General features: G+C 70.1%; 19 protein-coding genes. 7 read left to right on the top strand and 12 right to left on the bottom strand.

Going from position 1 to position 17,463, the window contains the following annotated elements:
• Positions 1–9: 9 nt before the first annotated feature.
• Positions 10–1,020 (bottom strand): PASTA domain-containing protein, encoded by a 1,011-nt coding sequence (locus R3A49_12200; protein MEZ5171491.1) that lies wholly within the window; start codon positions 1,018–1,020, stop codon positions 10–12.
• Between the two features lie 127 nt (positions 1,021–1,147).
• On the opposite strand from R3A49_12200, the gene R3A49_12205 reads away from it, so the two are divergent.
• Both R3A49_12205 and R3A49_12210 read left to right on the top strand, forming a co-directional pair.
• Positions 1,148–1,420, top strand: a complete 273-nt coding sequence (locus R3A49_12205; protein ID MEZ5171492.1) for a hypothetical protein — start codon at positions 1,148–1,150, stop codon at positions 1,418–1,420.
• Positions 1,417–1,845 carry a hypothetical protein gene (locus tag R3A49_12210; GenBank protein MEZ5171493.1) on the top strand — a complete coding sequence of 143 codons (429 nt, stop codon included), beginning with the start codon at positions 1,417–1,419 and terminating at the stop codon, positions 1,843–1,845. Before R3A49_12205 ends, R3A49_12210 begins: the two co-directional genes overlap by 4 nt.
• 3 nt (positions 1,846–1,848) lie before the next feature.
• Here the strand turns inward: R3A49_12210 and R3A49_12215 are convergent, their stop codons facing one another.
• Complete coding sequence (locus R3A49_12215) at positions 1,849–2,499, bottom strand: TlpA disulfide reductase family protein (GenBank protein ID MEZ5171494.1); 651 nt, start codon at positions 2,497–2,499, stop codon at positions 1,849–1,851.
• A gap of 45 nt (positions 2,500–2,544) precedes the next feature.
• A complete protein-coding gene (locus R3A49_12220) occupies positions 2,545–3,309 on the bottom strand; it encodes a cytochrome c biogenesis protein CcdA (GenBank protein ID MEZ5171495.1) in 765 nt (254 codons plus the stop codon).
• Between the two features lie 152 nt (positions 3,310–3,461).
• Between R3A49_12220 and R3A49_12225 the strand changes: the two genes are divergently transcribed.
• Positions 3,462–5,279 (top strand): GAF domain-containing sensor histidine kinase, encoded by a 1,818-nt coding sequence (locus R3A49_12225; protein MEZ5171496.1) that lies wholly within the window; start codon positions 3,462–3,464, stop codon positions 5,277–5,279.
• Positions 5,280–5,306: 27 nt separating this feature from the next.
• On the opposite strand, the gene R3A49_12230 is transcribed toward R3A49_12225, so the two are convergent.
• The gene (locus R3A49_12230) at positions 5,307–5,735 is read right to left on the bottom strand and encodes a PaaI family thioesterase (protein ID MEZ5171497.1); all 429 of its coding nucleotides are present in this window, start codon (positions 5,733–5,735) and stop codon (positions 5,307–5,309) included.
• Between the two features lie 159 nt (positions 5,736–5,894).
• Between R3A49_12230 and R3A49_12235 the strand changes: the two genes are divergently transcribed.
• Together R3A49_12235 and R3A49_12240 are read left to right on the top strand one after the other, a co-directional pair.
• Positions 5,895–7,052, top strand: a complete 1,158-nt coding sequence (locus R3A49_12235; GenBank protein ID MEZ5171498.1) for a thiolase family protein — start codon at positions 5,895–5,897, stop codon at positions 7,050–7,052.
• A gap of 40 nt (positions 7,053–7,092) precedes the next feature.
• Positions 7,093–7,362, top strand: coding sequence for a hypothetical protein (locus tag R3A49_12240; GenBank protein ID MEZ5171499.1), 270 nt, complete (start codon positions 7,093–7,095; stop codon positions 7,360–7,362).
• Between the two features lie 65 nt (positions 7,363–7,427).
• Here the strand turns inward: R3A49_12240 and R3A49_12245 are convergent, their stop codons facing one another.
• A complete protein-coding gene (locus R3A49_12245; protein ID MEZ5171500.1) occupies positions 7,428–7,655 on the bottom strand; it encodes a cell division protein CrgA in 228 nt (75 codons plus the stop codon).
• A gap of 12 nt (positions 7,656–7,667) precedes the next feature.
• On the opposite strand from R3A49_12245, the gene R3A49_12250 reads away from it, so the two are divergent.
• Together R3A49_12250 and R3A49_12255 are read left to right on the top strand one after the other, a co-directional pair.
• Positions 7,668–8,366: a DUF881 domain-containing protein gene (locus R3A49_12250; GenBank protein ID MEZ5171501.1), complete on the top strand. Its 699-nt coding sequence runs from the start codon at positions 7,668–7,670 to the stop codon at positions 8,364–8,366.
• A 73-nt stretch (positions 8,367–8,439) separates the two neighbouring features.
• A complete protein-coding gene (locus tag R3A49_12255) occupies positions 8,440–9,012 on the top strand; it encodes an aminodeoxychorismate/anthranilate synthase component II (GenBank protein ID MEZ5171502.1) in 573 nt (190 codons plus the stop codon).
• A 41-nt stretch (positions 9,013–9,053) separates the two neighbouring features.
• Here the strand turns inward: R3A49_12255 and R3A49_12260 are convergent, their stop codons facing one another.
• From R3A49_12260 to R3A49_12290, 7 genes are all read right to left on the bottom strand, one after another.
• Complete coding sequence (locus R3A49_12260) at positions 9,054–9,836, bottom strand: A/G-specific adenine glycosylase (GenBank protein MEZ5171503.1); 783 nt, start codon at positions 9,834–9,836, stop codon at positions 9,054–9,056.
• 15 nt (positions 9,837–9,851) lie between these two features.
• A complete protein-coding gene (gene pknB, locus R3A49_12265) occupies positions 9,852–11,735 on the bottom strand; it encodes a Stk1 family PASTA domain-containing Ser/Thr kinase (protein MEZ5171504.1) in 1,884 nt (627 codons plus the stop codon).
• A gap of 71 nt (positions 11,736–11,806) precedes the next feature.
• Positions 11,807–13,240, bottom strand: coding sequence for a penicillin-binding transpeptidase domain-containing protein (locus R3A49_12270; protein ID MEZ5171505.1), 1,434 nt, complete (start codon positions 13,238–13,240; stop codon positions 11,807–11,809).
• Entirely contained in the window at positions 13,237–14,574 is a 1,338-nt protein-coding gene (locus tag R3A49_12275; GenBank protein ID MEZ5171506.1) for an FtsW/RodA/SpoVE family cell cycle protein, read from the bottom strand. Before R3A49_12275 ends, R3A49_12270 begins: the two co-directional genes overlap by 4 nt.
• Positions 14,571–15,818, bottom strand: coding sequence for a Stp1/IreP family PP2C-type Ser/Thr phosphatase (locus R3A49_12280; protein ID MEZ5171507.1), 1,248 nt, complete (start codon positions 15,816–15,818; stop codon positions 14,571–14,573). Before R3A49_12280 ends, R3A49_12275 begins: the two co-directional genes overlap by 4 nt.
• On the bottom strand, positions 15,815–16,276 hold the full coding sequence (locus R3A49_12285) for an FHA domain-containing protein (protein ID MEZ5171508.1): 462 nt from the start codon (positions 16,274–16,276) through the stop codon (positions 15,815–15,817). Before R3A49_12285 ends, R3A49_12280 begins: the two co-directional genes overlap by 4 nt.
• 9 nt (positions 16,277–16,285) lie before the next feature.
• Entirely contained in the window at positions 16,286–16,939 is a 654-nt protein-coding gene (locus R3A49_12290; GenBank protein ID MEZ5171509.1) for a DUF3662 and FHA domain-containing protein, read from the bottom strand.
• Between the last annotated feature and the right edge of the window lie 524 nt (positions 16,940–17,463).

The following is a 17,463-nucleotide window of genomic DNA, read 5'->3' on the forward strand; positions in this document are numbered from 1 at the left end:
GCCGCCCGGTTAGAGCTCCGGCGCCTCGCCGTTGGACAGGAAGACCGTCACGGTGCCGGCGCGGTCCAGCGTGGTGCCCGGCTCGGGATCGAGGCGCGCCACGGTGTTGACGTCCTCGTCGCTGGGTATCCGGTCCTCGTTCCTCTCGACGTTCAACCCGTTGAACCACAGCTGTTCCCGGGCGTCGTCGAACGACTCCCCGATCACGTCGGGCACGTCGACCTCGCCCTGGCCGGCACTCACCACGATCGTGACGTCGGAGCCCTCGTCGACGCGCGCCCCGGCCTCGGGGTCCTGGGCCAGCACGCTTCCGACGGTCGTGTCGGGGCTCTCGGTGAACTGCACGACGGCGTCGAGGCCGACCTCGTCGGGCAGGTCGAGCACGTCCCCGACGGGGGGATTCCCGTCGACGAGGTCGGGCACCGTGGCCTGCGGCGGCGTGTCGTCGCCGAGCCGCGTGAAGACGTAGAGGCCGCCGATGACGATGGCGATGATCACCAGGAACGTGATGTTGAGTGACCAGCGCGACCGGGCCGATCCCCGGGGGCGACGCGGCGACCGGGAGCGCGTGCGGCCGAGCGACTCCATGTCGACGGTGAGCTCCTCGATGGCGCGCGCCTGTCCGGCGGTGAGCGTGTCGTTCACGTCGGCGCGCTGATCGAGTCGGGCGACCCTGACCTCGATGTCGTGCAGGCGCGCGTGGAGCTGGTGCAGAACCTCGACGACCTCGACATCGGAGGCCGGCCCGAGCGGGAGCGGAGCCCGCTTCTCCGGCCCGGGTGACGTGGGGCCGCTTCCGCCCGGGATCCCGGCACCCTCGCCCTCGATGAGGCCCGCCGCCACCAGGTCGGCCCGGGGGATCCGCCACGGCCCACTGCCGTTGCCGTTCGCCCGGTAGGCGTTCGGGAAGCGGTCGCGGGCGGCGAAACGCCGGATCGTCGAGCGAGACAGCGAGCACTCCTTGGCTGCCTCGGAGATGCTGAGGATGTCCGCGTCCGAGGGCGGGCGGGCGGGTGTCATGTCGGGAAGTGGCCTCCGGTCAGGGGCCATCGTACCCGGAGGTGCGCGGGACCCGGAAGGCAGCACGGAGGCGGCGGCGAATCGCGACGCTCGACGGACGACACCCCGCTCGCTACCGTGTGCGGTCGTGCGCCGACGGACCCTGGATCTCTCCGACGCGACCGTGGTCGAGGCCGGGTGGTCGGTCACGCCCGTGGCGCGTGTCTCCACCCGCGCCCACGCCACCCGTCGGTTCGGGTTCGTGCGCCAGCATCTCCGACCGCTCCGGGTGCAGGTGGTCGGCCCCGGCGGCGGGGCGCAGACGATCCGGGTCCACGACACCCATCGGACGGTTCAGCGGCTGATCGTGGCGGCGTTCGCCCTTCTCGTCGGCTTGCAGGCATGGAGGCGACGAACGTGACACCTCGAAGCGACGACCCGGCTGAAGGCACCCGCGACACCGTCGCCCTGCTCCGGACGACGGCCGAGCGCTCGCAGGCGCTCCTCGAGAGCTTCGTCGACGGTCTCACCGCCCGCCAGGTGTTCGGCGAGCCCGAGCACGTCGGTGACCACGTCGTGATCACGGCCGCCGCCATCCAGCGGTCGGGCGGCTACGGCTTCGGCGCCGGCGGTGGCGACGACAGCGGGGACGACGACCGTGGGGAGTCGGGTGGCGACGGCGGGGGAGGTGGTGGCGGGGGCCACGGCGAGGCGCGACCGGTCGCGGTGATCGACGTCGGCCCGAACGGTGTGCGTGTCCAGCCGGTGCTCGACTTCACGAAGATCGGTGTGACGGTCCTCGCCGGGGTCTTCGCCGTGTGGCGAGCGGGACGTCGCCGCTCCTAGCTCCTACGCTGCTTCCTGCGCGGGCTCGATGCCGAACGACCCGCGGATCTGCTCCTGGAGCCGCTCGAGCGTCATGGCCTGGAGTTCGGTGTGCACGAGGTTCCCGTCGGCGTCGTAGAAGGCCGTGATCGGCATGCCGATGGTGCCACCGACCTCACGGTAGAGGTCGTTGTTGTCGGCACCGACGTCCTTGGCCAGCGTGTTGTCGAGGATGTCGTTTCGCTCGGCCATGGGTCGCCAGTCGGCACTCTCGTTGGCGTTCACGAACACGAACTCCACCTCACCGGCGTACTCGTCGGCGGCCTGGTCGAAGTCGGGAAGCTCGGCGTCGCAGTTCGTGCACCAGGACGCAAAGAAGTTCACGATGACGGGGGTCCCCTCGTAGTCGGCGAGCTTCACCCGTTCCCCCTCGTCGGCGCCGAGGGCGGGGAGGTCGAAGGACGATGCCGTCACGTCGCCGGACGGCGCATCGTCGGAGACCACGACCGCCAGAACGACGACACCGACGAGGATCGTGACCCCCGCAACGACGACACCCGTGACAGCCCGGCGACGGCGCCGTGCCACCGCCTCGGCGTCGGCGCGTGCCGCGGCCCGGCCCCGCGTCGAACGCCCCGTCGGTGGCGTCGTGACTCTGTCAGGTCCGTTGGCCATGACGTGTCCGTTTCGAGGAGAGAAGGCGGTGGCGTGTGACGGCCGTCATCCGATGCGCGTGACGCGCTCCAACCCGAGCGAGTCCATGATCTCGATGAGCTGCGACGACACCCAGCTCAAGCTGTCGAAGATGAGCAGGATCCCGAACACCGCGAGCAGCGTGGCCGACACGGCGACGATGGTCGTGAAGTGCTGCTTCACCCAGGCGAGCGTCCCGGCCATGCGCCCGAAGGCCAGGCCTGTGACGAGGAACGGGATGCCGAGGCCGAGCGAGTAGACGAAGAGAAGCGACCCTCCCGCCCAGGCGCGGCCCTGGGTGGCGGCGATGGCGAGGATCGAGCCGAGCACGGGCCCGATGCACGGCGTCCACCCGAACCCGAAGGCTGCACCGGTGACGGGTGGGGCGAAGGCCCCGAGCCGGCCGGTGTCGGGCTGGAACCGCTTCTCCTGGTAGAGCCAGGGCGCCTGGAGGAAGAGCGAGCCGAGCATGAACAGGGACATCGCCAGGATGATGACGCCCGAGATCCGGGTGAGGAGGGCCTGGTTGTCGAGAAAGAAGCTCCCGGCGGTGGACGCCGACACGCCGAGGAGGACGAACACGACGGTGAAGCCCAGCACGAACAGGCCGGTGTCGCGGGTGATGCGCATCATCGTGTCGCGGCCGCCGTCCTGGATCTCGGCGACGTCGAGGCCGGTGACGATGGAGAGGTAGCCCGGCACGAGAGGGAGGACGCAGGGGGAGAGAAACGAGATGATCCCGCCTCCGAACGCGGCGAGGTACGCGAGCGCGTTGACCTCAGTGATCTCCACGATCTCCGCAACCCTCCGGATGCACGAGTCCTCTCCCGCGAGGCTACGACGCGGGCGTCGGGGCTCTCCGGTCGCCCACGACGTCGCCGTGAGGCGGTAACTAGCCCGAACGGGCCATTGTGCTCCTCGCCCGTTTCGGACGATCGTCACGTGTGGCCGACACACAGCACGCAGCGGGCGCCCGCACGACCCTGCCGCGGCCTTACGTCGAGCGGGTGCACCGCCGGGGCATCCAGGTGCGCCTCGGGCTGTGCGCCGTCATCGCCGTGTGTTTCTCGGTCGTGCCGGGGCTCGACACGGCCGACCGCCTCACGCTCGTAGGCTTCGTCGTCGGATACGGGCTCGTCGCCACTGCCGTCGACCTCGTCGCCACCTCGGCCCGGAACAACACCGCGAGCGTCATCAACGCGCTGCTCGGGCTCGTGGTCATCTTCACCGTCACGCTCGTCGTCCCCGGCGCGTTCGGTGTGGCACTACTCCCCTACGGGATCGCCGTCCTCTTCTGCGCGATCGTCTGGGGGTTCCGTGCGGGTATGGCCACAGCGACAGGAGCGAGCGTCCTCGTGTGGATCGCCCAGGCGCTCGCTCCCCCGGCGGACCGGATGGAGCCGGTCGTTCTCGTCTCGGTCACGATCGCCTTCTTCGGTGTCGCTCTCGTGTCGGATCGGATCTCCGTGGAGAGGCGGAGCCAGATCGAGCACTTCGGCCGCCTCTACGAGGCGATGCGCAGCGTGTCGTCGCTGCCCGACCTGTCGACGACGCTCGAATCGGTCACCGCGGCGGTGTCGTCGGCCGTCGGAGCCTACGGGACAGCCGTCATGCTCAGGGAAGACGACCACCTCGTTCTGACCGGGAGCATCGCCGAACGGGTGGGTTTCACCGACAAGGAGATCGCCGACTACACCCGTCGGGAACTGGCTGCCGGCACCTCGCCTCTCGCCCGAGCACTGACCACGGGCCGGTCGGTCGTGATCGAGGACATCGCCCTCGACGAGGAGTTCCCGGAGTGGGCGGCCGAGTGGCGCCGTGTCATGGCGGGCACCGGTGTGGAGTCCCAGGTCGTCGTGCCGCTCCATCTCGGGGGTGAACCGATCGGGGTGATGAACGTGCTCTTCGCCCGCACCGGTGCCGGGTCCGAGCAGGAGCGCCACCTGCTCGAGGCGTACGCGGAGCAGGCGGCGATGGTCATTGCCCGGGCGCAGGCCTACCAGCGGGAGAAGGAGGCGACGGAGCGCTTCGAGGAGGCCGACCGCGTGAAGAGCGAGTTCCTCGGGATGGTGAGCCACGAGCTCCGGACGCCGCTCACCGCCGTGAAGGGGTTCGTCGACACGGTGCTGCTCCACTGGGACAAGCTCGACGACAGCCAGCGGCGAGAGCTGCTCAGCCGGGCGTCGGGCAACGCCGACGAGCTCGCCCGCCTCATCGACCAGCTCCTCGACTTCACGCGCGTCGAGGCGAACCGTGCCGAGGTGGTCCCCCGACTCTGCTCCCTCGCCGTCGTGGTGGACGACGTCACCCGCGACCTCGCTCCGGTTCTGGAGGAGCACACTCTGACCGTCGACGTGCCCCGTCACCTGTCGGTCGTCGCCGATCCGGACGCCGTCGGTCAGATCCTCACCAACCTCCTCACCAACGCCGTGAAGTACTCCGAGCCGTCCACGACGGTGGTGGTCAGAGCCGAGAGGACCGGACCCGACGTCTACGTGTCGGTCACCGACGAGGGCGACGGGATCCCGCCCGATGAGATCGACCGCGTGTTCGAGCGCTTCTACCAGGTCGGCACCACCGACCGGGCCCGCCGGGGAACCGGCATCGGCCTGTCGATCGTCCGCCGGTTCGTGGAGCTCCACGGCGGTGAGGTGTGGGTCGACAGCATCCTGGGCGTCGGGTCCTCCTTCACGTTCACACTTCCGGCCGCCGTCACGGCGGGCGGCGACGAGCAGGAACCGCCCGCAGCGGCAGCGGTCTGAGTCGAGGCACCGCGGAAGCGGGCGGCGTCAGTCGTCGCGTCGTTGCACGGCGAATGTCGCGGACGCCTTCGAGACGACCCGGGAGCCTTTGTCGCCGTCCGGTGACGTGCTGACCGTCGCCTCGAGATGGGCAACGCTCGTTCCGATGCGAAGAGCGTCGCCCCGTACGACGAGTTCGTCGTCGACGAGCGCCGCGCGCAGGTTGGCGACCTTCATCTCGACCGTGACGCCGTGCTCCCCCCGCTCGAGTCCCGCCAGCAGCGCGAAGTTGCACGCTGCGTCGAGCACGACCGCGTGCACGCCGGCCTGGACCACGCCAATGGGATTGGCGCAGACGTCCGTGGGGGTCCACACGGCTGACGACCATCCCTCGCCGTAGGCGTCGAAGCTCACCCCGAGCGTGTCGAGGAGCGGCATTCCGGCGCTGCCGAGCTGATCGTCCATGTTGCGGGGCACGGAGCCGACGATAGCCCTCGGCCCATCGGCCCCGGTGTCGACGCCCGGAAGATCGGCGTTCGCTTCCGTGTTGCCCGTGGTGAAGAGAGCCGACGACAATGGTCGCTGCGCCGTCCGAGCCGCACGGACCCGAGGTGCACCACCCACCAGGAGGACCCCATGCCCACCGCCGTGATCGTCGACGCAGTCCGCACCCCGATGGGGAAGCGCAACGGGAGCCTCAAGGACGTCCACCCCGTCGATCTGGCTGCGCTCACCCTCGAGGAGCTCGTGAAGCGAAGCGACCTCGACCCTGCACTCGTCGACGACGTGATCATGGGCTGCGTCATGCAGGTCGGTGAGCAGGGAGTCAACATCGCCCGCAACGCGGCGCTCACGGCCGGTTTCCCCCACTCTGTTCCGGGCACCACGATCGACCGCCAGTGCGGCTCGTCGCAGCAGTCCCTGCACTTCGCCGCGCAGGGTGTGATGGCCGGGGCCTACGACGTCGTCGTGGCGGCCGGGGTCGAGTCGATGACGCGGGTACCCATGGGCGCGTCGATCATGACCGACTGGGGGCTGCCGTTCTCCGACAAGATGGCCGAGATGGTGCCCGGTGGGGTCCCGCAGGGGATCTCCGCCGAGATGATCGCCGAGAAGTGGGGGCTGAGCCGCGAGCAGCTCGACGAGTTCTCTGTCCGCTCGCAGACGCTGGCGGCCCAGGCGACCGACGAGGGTCGTTTCGACAAGGAGATCATCGGAGTTCCGATCACCACGGACGACGGCGCCTCGGTCTTCGACACCGACGAGACGTTCCGGCGCGACACCACGCTCGAGGCCCTCGCGGCGCTCAAGCCCTCCTTCCAGGAGGACGGCAAGATCACGGCGGGGAACTCCTCCCAGATCAGTGACGGCGCCTCGGCCGTGCTCGTCATGAGCGAGGAGAAGGCCACCGAGTTGGACGTGACGCCCCGGGCGCGCTTTGACGCGTTCGCCCTGGCCGGCGACGACCCCGTGTTGATGCTGACGGCCCCGATTCCGGCCACGACGGCAGCTCTGGAGCGTTCCGGCAAGTCGCTCGACGACATCGACCTCGTCGAGATCAACGAGGCGTTCGCTCCTGTCGTGCTGGCCTGGGCCGCGGAGCACAACCCCGACATGGAGCGCGTCAACGTCAACGGTGGCGCCATCGCCCTGGGTCACCCCCTGGGTGCCTCGGGAGCGCGGCTCATGACCACGCTCGTCAACGAGTTGGAGCGTTCCGGGAAGCGCTGGGGCCTCCAGACGATGTGCGAGGGCGGCGGCATGGCGAACGCCACCGTCATCGAGAGGCTCTGAGGAGGGGGCCCCGTCGGTCGCACGGAGAGGGGCTGACCCCGTGGTGTGGAACGTGGTGCGGGTGCTGATCGCACTCGCGGCGGCCGTGGGCTTCTACCTGATGGTGGCCTGGTTCGTGCGCATGTTCCGCTCGTTCGTCCCCCCCGAGGACATCGACCCCGGGAGCCTGCGCCCCGTCGACTACCGCTACCGGTGCATCGTGTGCGGTGCCGAGGTCACGATGACGGCAGCGCCCGGCGACGACGAGCCCGAGGCCCCCCGCCACTGCCGCGAGGACATGTCGCTCGTGGTGGAGGAGGGTAAGTGGTAATCCCAAGGTTGTAATTACCCACAGAGTTGTCCACACCCTGTGGACAATGTGGGTGCGGGATACTTCTACCGGTATCTGGTCGTCATCACGAAGCCGGCGGTGAGGAGCCCGAGGCCGAGGAACAGGTAGCGCGTCTCGAAGTCGCCGGGGAGGGCGTTGAGGTAGTTGGCCACCACGACGAGGAGCCCGACCACCATGAGCGTGAACATCGTGACCGCCCACCACAGCGGGGACGGCGGCGCCTTCTTGGGGCTCGGCGGCGTGTACCGCGAGGTCTCGCGTGAGCGGGGCACAGGTCGAGGCTAGTGCGCGACAGGGCGTGGCTCGCCGTCGGGTTCGTCGTCCTCGGGTTCCTGGCGGTCGTGATCCTGCGTGACCAACCGCCGGCCGACCCGACGACCGACGTTCCCGAACGTGTTCGCCTGGCGGACCTGATCGAGCGCGAGTCGTCGCGCACCGAGAGGCTCCGGGCCGAGACGTCGGTCCTTCGCAAGGCGGTCGACGACGTGCAGAGCGGCGCAACGGACGTCTCCGACGTCCACGACCAGATCGAGGCAGCCCGAGCCCGCGCCGGCCTCGCTCCCGTGACGGGCGACGGCATCGTCGTGACCCTCCGCGACTCGTCCCTCGAGAGGGCGCCCAGCGGGAACCGCAACGACCTGCTGATCCACTCGGGTGACGTCCACGCCGTCGTCAACGGGTTGTGGTCAGCGGGCGCCGAGGCGGTGTCGGTCAACGGCGAGCGTGTCGTGGCGACGAGCGCGCTGCTGTGTGTCGGCAACACGTTGCTGATCAACGGGACGGTCCACTCACCACCCTACGAGTTCACGGCGATCGGCCCTCCCGATCTGCTGGAGGAGCGCTTCGAGGACGACGACCTGGTGCAGCGCCTCCGTCGCGATGCCGAGGCCTTCCAGCTCGGCTTCGACGTCGAGAAGGCGACCGACCTCGAGGCCCCGCCGTTCGAGGGTGCCCTCACCGTCGAGCACGCCACCCAGCGGTAGTGCGTCACCGAGGCCACCTCCGACAGTCGGACCTCAGTGACGCACTACTAGTGCTCGGATACGGTGACGGATCGTGGGCACCCGGGTTCTCGTCCTCGACAACTACGACTCGTTCGTCTACAACCTCGTGCAGTACCTCGGTGAGCTCGGAGCCGAGCCGACGGTGCACCGACACGACGAGGTCGCACTCGACGAGATGCGGGCGCTCGAGCCCGAGCGGATCCTGATCTCGCCCGGTCCGGGCCGGCCCGCCGACGCCGGTCGCTCCAACGAGGCGATCGCGGCGTTCGCCGACGCCGGTGTCCCGGTCCTCGGTGTGTGTCTCGGCCACCAGTGCATCGGCGAGGTCTACGGCGCGTCGGTCGTCCGGGCGCCTGCGGTGATGCACGGCAAGACCTCCGAGATCGACCACGACGGGAAAGGCGTCTTCTCCGGGCTGCCCTCACCGGTCACGGCCACCCGCTACCACTCGCTCATCGTGGACCGCTCGACCGTTCCCGACGTGCTCGAGATCACGGCGGAGGCCGACGGGCTCGTGATGGGCCTGCGCCATCGCGACCTCCCCGTGGAGGGTGTCCAGTTCCATCCCGAGTCGATCCTCACCGAGCACGGTCACAGGATCCTGTCCAACTTCGTCGGGCACTGAGCGGCCCGGGCTCGCACGGACCGCCACCTCACGAACCGGCGTCAGGGGAGACGGGCGCCACGTCTGTCGACCGCGGCGAGGCCGTCGTGCACCAACGAATCGAGGGCATCGCGGTCGAGGCCGCCGACGGGTACGGGCTCGTCCTCCTCACGCAACGCCCGGAGAACGTCGCCGCGCCTCTGTCGGAACGAGCCCTCGTACGACGGCTGCCGGGAACGCGTCTCGCCGTCGAGCGGCCCACGTGTGGCACACCGGCGACGCAGCGGGCACTCCCCGCACGCCGGGCCGGTGGCGGTGCACACGAGAGCGCCCAGGTCCATGAGAGCGAGGAGCCGGTCACGACCGTGCAGCGGCCGCCCCAGTCTGGTGGAGGCGTGTTCTGCCTCCGTCGTGGTGAGACGTCGTCCCTCGACGCGCTCACACACCCGTCGGATGTTCACCTCGATGGCCGGGACGTCGACGTCGTCGACCTGCGCCCGCAACGCCCCGGCCGTGTAGCGCCCCACACCGGGGAGATCCTCCAGATCCCGGGGCCAGCCGTCGCTCTCGATCAGGACGGCGCTCTCCCACAGCCGGCGCGCACGACGCGGGTAGCCGAGACTGCCCCACGCCTCGATGAGCGCACCCGGGCCGGCCTCCGCCGCCGCGGCGGGTGTCGGGAACAGGCGCAGGAACGCCGGCCACACCTTCTCGACGCGTCCCACCGGCGTCTGCTGGAGCATGACCTCCGACACGAGCACGGCCCAGCGGTCGCGGGTCGCACGCCACGCGAGGTCGTGGCGCCCGTGTGTCTCCCACCAGCCGAGGAGCAGAGACCGTGCCACGGCGGTGGACCGCCCTCAGGGTGACGCCGTGGTCGTGGTGGACGACGTCGTGGGTGCCTGGCCGACCTGGATCACGACCTCGGTGCCCGTGGGTGCATTGGTGCCACCGGTCGGGTTCTGGTTGATCACCTTGCCGTCGTTGCCCGGCGACGACTCCACGATGACGACGCGCGGCACGAAACCGGCCGCGCTGAGCTCGGCCTCCGCTGCGCTCTGGTCCTTGCCGACCACGCCGGGCACCGCGCCGCTGGGGCGGCCACTCGACACGAACAGCTGCACCGTGGAGCCCTGGGGTGCCTGTGAGCCACCGGCCGGATCGGTTCGGATCACCTGATCGGCCGGGACGGTGTCGCTGGGCTCGGGGACCTGCTGCACGGTGAAACCGGCGGCGGTCAACGCCTCGACGGCGGCGTTGACCGACAACCCGTCGACCTGTGGGACCTCGACGCTCCCGGGCCCGGCCGACACGATCATCACGACCTTCGAGCCCCGCTCGACGAGAGTGCCGGAGGCGGGCTCGGTGCGGATCACGACGCCCGGCTCGACGTCGGTGGTCTCCTCCTCCTGTTCTTCGACGGTGAGGTTGAGGTCCTCGAGGACGTCGCGTGCGTCCTCGGCGGTGCGCCCGGCCAGCGGTGGGATCTCGACCTCCCCGAGGCCCTCGCTCACCGTGATGGTGACGACGCTTCCGTCGCGGGCCTCCTCACCCCCCGGCGGGTTCTGCTTGGCCACCAGGCCCTTCTCCAGGAATGCGATCTCGCGCTCGACCTCGACCTCGAAGCCGGCGGCGCTCAGTGCGGCCACCGCCTCCTCTTCTGTCATGTCCGTCACATCCGGAACCTCGACGAGCGGCGTCGCCTCTCCTCCCGAGGAGCTGAGCGACCAGATGAGCCAGATACCTCCCCCCAGGAGCAGGAGCAGGACGGTGAACACCCACCACCGGCGCGACTTCTTCCAGTCCTTCTCCTCGTCGGCGGCCGGCAACGCCTCGGCCACGGCAGGGTTGGCGACCGTCGTGGCGGCGCCCGCACCGGCAGCCGCGGCGGCGAGCGCCAGGGGGGCGGCCAGAGGCGGTCGCCCCCGCAGGAAACGCAGGAGGTCCTCACGGAGGTCGTGTGCCGACTGGTAGCGCTGGTCGGGCTCCTTCGACAGGCACGCCATGATGATCGCCTCGAGATCGGGCGGGATGTCGAGCCGGTGCTCCGAGGGCGGTGGAGGGGTCTCCCGCACGTGCTGGTAGGCGACGCTCACGGGGTTCTCGCCCTGGAACGGCGTGACACCGCACACCATCTCGTAGAGCACGACGCCGAGCGAGTAGACGTCGGAGCGCCCGTCGACGGCGAGCCCCTGGGCCTGTTCGGGCGAGAAGTAGGTGGCGGTCCCCATGACCGAGCCGGTCTGGGTGAGCGCCTCGCCGGTGTCGGCGCGGGCGATGCCGAAGTCGGTGACCTTGGCGCTGCCGTCGGAGTCGACGAGCACGTTGCCCGGCTTGATGTCGCGGTGCACGACACCGGCGCGGTGGGCGTAGTCGAGCGCGGCGGCGATCTCGGCGGCGAGACCCGCCGACCGTTCGGGGGAGAGGACCCCCTCGGTCTTGAGGACGTCGCGCAGCGTGTGGCCCGCCACGTACTCCATCACGATGAAGTAGGTGCCCTGCTCCTGGCCCCAGTCGTAGATGGCGACGATGTCGGGGTGGTTGAGGCCGGCGGCCGACTGAGCCTCCCGTCGGAAGCGCTCCACGAACGACGGGTCGCGTGCGTACTCCGCCGACAGGACCTTCACCGCCACCGGGCGGTCGAGGAGGTCGTCGCGCGCGAGGTAGACCTCGGCCATGCCTCCCCGGGCTATCTCGCGCTGGAGCTGGTACCGGTTGGCGAAGACGGCGACGGGCGCGGCCATGACCTGTCGAATCTACTGCCCGGCCGCGTGCGTTCCGCGGCGCGTCGACGGTGGGTTCGGGTACATCGGGCTCACAGGAGAGCTCCCAGCACCTGGCCGGCCACGGGCGCGGCGACGGTCCCGCCGCTGCCGGCGTTCTCCACGAGGACCGCGATCGCGAACCGGGGGCTCTCGGCCGGGGCGAAGCCCACGAACCAGGCGTGGTCGGTGGGGCCCTGCGAGTTCTCCGCCGTACCTGTCTTTCCGGCCACGGTGACGTCGGGCAGAGCCGCGGCGGTACCGGTGCCCCGCTGGACGACCTCGACCATCATCGACGAGATCTCCGCCGCGGTCTGGGCGGGCATGGCGGTCCTCCAGTCGCCTGGGCGGATCCGCGAGATCACCGTGCCCTCGTCGTCACGGATCTCGCGGCCCACGTGCGGCTCGGGGACCACGCCACCGTTGGCGACGGCGGCCGCCACGAGCGCCATCTGGAGCGGAGTCGTGGCCACCTCGCCCTGGCCGATACCCGCGAAGGCGAACAGCGGCTTGTTCTGCTCGAAGGTGCCCGGCTCGGGGCCCGCACTGTCGACGGCGCCGGGCCGGAGGTCGATCGGGGGAGCGCTGTAGATCCCGAACCTCTCCATGGCCGGCGGGAAGCGCTCGCCGAGGTCGAGGCCGAGCTGGCCGAACGTGGTGTTGCACGACCGCACGAAGCTCTCCGTGAGGTTGCCGCCGCAGACGCCCGCCCCGAAGTTCTGGAGGGTCGTGTTGGTGAGCGGGAGCGTCAACGAGCTGAGTGACGGGAAGACCGGCTCGGTGGGCGTCGCCAGGCCGTCGTCGAGAGCCGCAGCGGTCGTGACGATCTTGAAGCCGGATCCGGGCGGGTAGATCTCGCGGAACGCCCGGGCGAGGTCGGGCTTGGCAGGGTCGGCCTCGAGCGACCGGAACACCTCGTCGGCGGCCGCGATGTCGTGGCTGGCCAGGAACTGGGGATTGAAGGTGGGGTTCGAGTACAGGGCGACGATCTCGCCGTTGTTCGGGTCGAGGACGACCACCGAGCCCTTCCGGCCGCCCAGCGCGTCGGCCGCCGCGCGCTGGGCCCCTGCCGAGACGCTGAGGACGACGTTGCCGGTGTTCTCCTTGCCCAGCACGAGATCTTCGAGGTTGCGGACCTGGAGGTCGAAGTCGCGCCCGGTGAGCTCGTCGTTGTAGGCGGCCTCGACACCCGTGCTCCCCCGGCTGAACGAGAAGTAGCCGCTCACCTGGGACATGAGGTCGCCCAGGGGGTACTCGCGCTGGTACTCGAACTCGTCGTCGACCTCCACCGAGCGCGCCACGACCTCACCGTCGGAGGTGAGGATGTCGCCACGGGGTCCCGAGAAGTCCCGGATGAGGGTGCGGATGTTGCGCGGGTCGTCGGCGAGCTCGTCGGCCTCGATGACCTGGAGGTACACGAGGTTGCCGGCCAGCGCCAGGAAGAGCACGACGATCGCCCACCCGAGGTGCTTGATGGCGCGGTTCACGCGGTTACCCCCGCGGAGCGCTTCTCGCGCACCTGGCGCTCCAGCTTCTCCTCGGCCGAGGCGGCGGTCTCGTCGGAGATCCGCAGCAGCAGCGCCACGATCACGAAGTTGGCGACGAGAGACGATCCGCCGTACGACACGAACGGCAACGTGATACCCGTGAGCGGGATGAGGCGCGTGACCCCACCGAGGATCACGAACGTCTGGACACCAATGATCGTCGTGAGGCCGGTCGCAAAGATCTTGGAGAAGGGCCGCTGTGCCTGCACCGCGATCCGGAAGCCCGTGCCGACGAGAAGCAGGAACGCGATGAGCAGCGCCACCGTCCCGAGAAGGCCCAGTTCCTCACCGATGGCGGCGTAGATGAAGTCGGTCTCGACCACCGGGATGCGGTCGGGGTTGCCCAGCCCGAAGCCGCGGCCGGCGAAACCACCGGTACCGAAACCGAAGAGTGCCTCCACGAGCTGGCTGTTGCCCTCCCCGGCGGCGGGCCACGGGTCCTGCCAGTTCGTGACGCGGTCCTGCACGTGGGAGAAGAGTTGGTAGGCGATCACCGCGCCGACGGCGAACATCCCGAAACCGACGGCGACGTACGCGGCGCGCTGGGTCGCGACGTAGAGCATGCCGACGAACACGGCGAAGAAGAGCAGCGACGAGCCCAGGTCTGTTTCGAACACGAGAACGACGAGGGAGAAGCCCCAGATGAGGAGCAACGGCCCCAGGTGTTTCGGGTCGGGGAGCGCCAGGCGCCCGACGCGCAGGGTTCCCGACGAGAGCAGCTCGCGCTTCTCCACGAGGTAGGCCGCGAAGAAGACGACGAGGAGCACCTTGGCGGCCTCGCCGGGCTGGAAGGTGACGGGCCCGACCTTGGCCCAGAGGCGCGCACCGTTGAGGCTGAAGCCGATGCCGGGCAGCAGGGGGAGGAGCAGGGCGACGATGCCGGCCATGAGGAACGTGTAGCGGTAGCGCTCGAGGATGCGGACCCGGCGGACCAGCACGAGGGTGCCGATGAACGCCGCCACGCCGACGGCGGCCCAGATCGACTGGACGCGGGCGAGGTCGCGGTCGAGGCGGGCGATGATGACGAAACCGATCCCGTTGAGTGCGACGACGAGCGGCAGGAGCGTGGGATCGGCCCGGGGGGCGAAACGACGGATCGCCAGGTGGGCGAGAAAGAACAGGGCGACGAGCCCGACGAGGATCGCGACGAGGTCGGGGGGCAGGTCGGCGTGCTCGGCCAGGCCCACGAGGATGTAGCCACCCGTCACGATGACGACGGCGATGATCCCGAGCCCCAGCTCCGTGGCCCGGCGGCGCTTGGCGAGGGGGCTCACGCTGTCGTGGGCGGGGACGTGGTGAGCGAGCGCGTGGTGGGCGGCGACGTCGTGGTGCTCGTGGCGTCCTCCTCGGCGGCGGCGACGTCGTCGGCCACGCCCTCGAGGTACTCCTCGGCCGCCGAGCGCGACGAGAACTCCAGCTCGTCCTCGAAGGCGATGCGTTGCGCCGGTGTGAGGTCGTCAGCGGTGAGGTCGGTCGTGATCTCCAGTGTGGGGTCCCACCCGAGAACGCCACCGGGACGACCCTGGTACAGCACAACCTGCTCGTTGTCGCCCGCGAACGCCACGAAGTACGTGCGGCGCGCGTACCAGCCCACGATGAGCACGGCGACCACGATGATGACGACGACGGGAACGGCCACGAGGAGTGTTCGCCACCACCGCCGCGTCCTGCCCCGGCGCTTCTCGGGCTTGTGGTCGCTCGACTCGGCGTCCGAGGCGTCGGGCTCGTCGGTGCCGTCTGGCGCTTCCGCGTCGCCGGACGCAGCAGCGGCGGCGCCCGCAGCAGCGATCGCGTCGGAGTCACCGCCCGCCTCACCCTCGACCGCGTCGAGTACGACGACGGTGATGTTGTCCTCGCCGCCCGCCTCGTTGGCAGCGTCGACCAGCTGCTCGGCGGCGTGGCCCGGGTGCGGCTCGCGCCGGAGGATCGAGGCGATGTCGTCGGCGCGCACCATGGTGGTGAGCCCGTCGGAGCAGAGGAGGACGCGGTCGCCGACCACGGCGGGCACGGTGTAGCGGTCGACGTCGACGTCGCTCTCGATCCCCAGGGCCCGCGTGATGATCGAACGCTGCGGGTGGACCTCGGCCTGCTCGGACGTGAGGCGGCCCTCGCGCACGAGTTCCTCCACGAGGCTGTGGTCGTCGGTGAGCTGGCTGAGCTCACCTTCGTGGAGGAGATAGGCCCGCGAGTCGCCGACGTGGCCGATCACGGCATCACCGTCGCCCGGTGAGACGACCGCCGTCATCGTGGTGCCCATACCCGCGAGGTCGGTGTCGGCGTCGGACTTCTCGAGCACCGCCGCGTTGGCCGCGCGGATCGCGTCATCGACCGGGGACCCGGCCGCCACCGACGCGCGCAACGCCTCCACGGCGGTGGCCGAGGCCACCTCGCCGGCGCGGTGGCCGCCCATCCCGTCGGCCACGGCGAAGAGCCGCAGCCGGTCGTCGACCACGAACGCGTCCTCGTTGCCCTCTCGGACCCGGCCCACGTCGGTGGCGGCGCCGGCGACGAACCTCACTTGGTGGCCTCGGCGACCGTCTGGCCGAACTGCACGCGGTCGCCCCTGCGGATGCGCACGGGTGTGGTGACGCGGGTTCCGTTCACGAAGGTGCCGTTGGTGGAGCCGAGGTCCTCCACGTAGAGGTCGTCGTCGCGACGGAACACCCGGGCGTGGATCTGTGACGCGTACGTGTCGGCGGCGAGGACGATCCCGCACCCGGCCGCCCTGCCCACCGTGATCTCACCGTCGACGCCGTAGACCTGGCCGGCGAGCTGGGCGGGCTCCAGGATCCGGATCCCCCGCTGGGCGGACTTCTGCCGTTTCGAGGAACGCCGACCGGCCGCAGGTGCGGCGTCGACGGGCGTGAGGGGGGCGGCCCGCAGCTCGAGCGCCACGACCCGCACCACCCTGACCAGGAACAGGAAGAGAAGCGCCAGGAAGCAGAACTTGAGGACGGTGAGAAGGCTTTCCGACACGCAACCGCCTCAGGACGCTTCGAAGCGCATCGTGGCCGACCCCACACCGATGACGTCGCCGTCGACGAGGAGGTGGTCCTTCACGCCGACACCGTTCACGAGCGTTCCGTTCATGGAGCCGGCGTCGTGGACGACGTAGCCCTCGGGCTCGGGCTTCACCTCGGCGTGGTGGCGCGAGACGCGTGCGTCGTCGACGGGGATGGTGCAGTCGGGCATCCGCCCGATCGTGACGGGCTCGTCGCCGAGCGGGATGCGGCGCCCGTCGGGCAGAACGAGGCTACCGACGAGCCCCATCGCCCCCTCCACGATGTCGGCCCCCACGCGACAGGTGCCCTTGCGGACCCGATCGCTCTCCACGAGGCGGACCTCCACGGGCCCGACGAAGCTGTAGTGCTCGTCGCGGGCGGTCTCGCGGGCCTGGTCGGCGAGCTCACGGGCGAGGACGTCGTCGAAGTGCTCGAAGCGGTCGTAGTCGGCGCCGGAGAGCTCGACGGTGAAGTCGTTGGGCACGACCTTCCCCCGCACCCCGAGGGTTCGGCCGTCCTCCATGGCCCGGACGAGCTTGCGGGCGATCTCCACGGGCTGGAGGCCGCTGCGGAACGCCTTCGAGAACGTGCCCTCGACGAGGCGCTCCAGACGCTGCTCGAATCGTTGGAGACCCACGCGCCGGAGTGTACCCAGCGGCTGCGTCAGCCAAGGCCGCACGAGTCGGGCGAATTGCGTACCCTGTGGCGGCCCTCGTATGTGACGGGGGACACACAGGGGGAACGATGCTCAAGTTCTGGTACGGCCTCGCGAACGTCGTGACCAAGCGGTACAAGATGGTCCTCGCCCTGGCGGGCGTGGTCACGATCATCATGGCGTTCGGCATCACCAGGCTGGAGTTCGAGACCAGCCAGGACGCCCTCATCGGCGCCGACAACCCCGTGGCCCAGGACAACGAGCGGTTCCAGAAGGAATTCGGCGGCGAGCCGATGCTCGTGCTCTTCTCGGCCACAGAGGACAGCGGGAAGCAGTCCATCGACCTGGTCGCCGACAAGGAGAACGCCGAGACGCTCGCCGAGTTCGGCGACGAGTTGCGCGCGGCGACCGACGCCAACGGCGACCCGCTCTTCCACGCGGTCGTGACCCCGCTCACCGCCATGAACTTCGCCGCGAGCCAGATCGGCCCGGGCCTCGAGATCTAC

Source organism: Acidimicrobiia bacterium, assembly GCA_041394025.1.
Classification (GTDB): Bacteria; Actinomycetota; Acidimicrobiia; order IMCC26256; family JAOSJL01; genus JAOSJL01.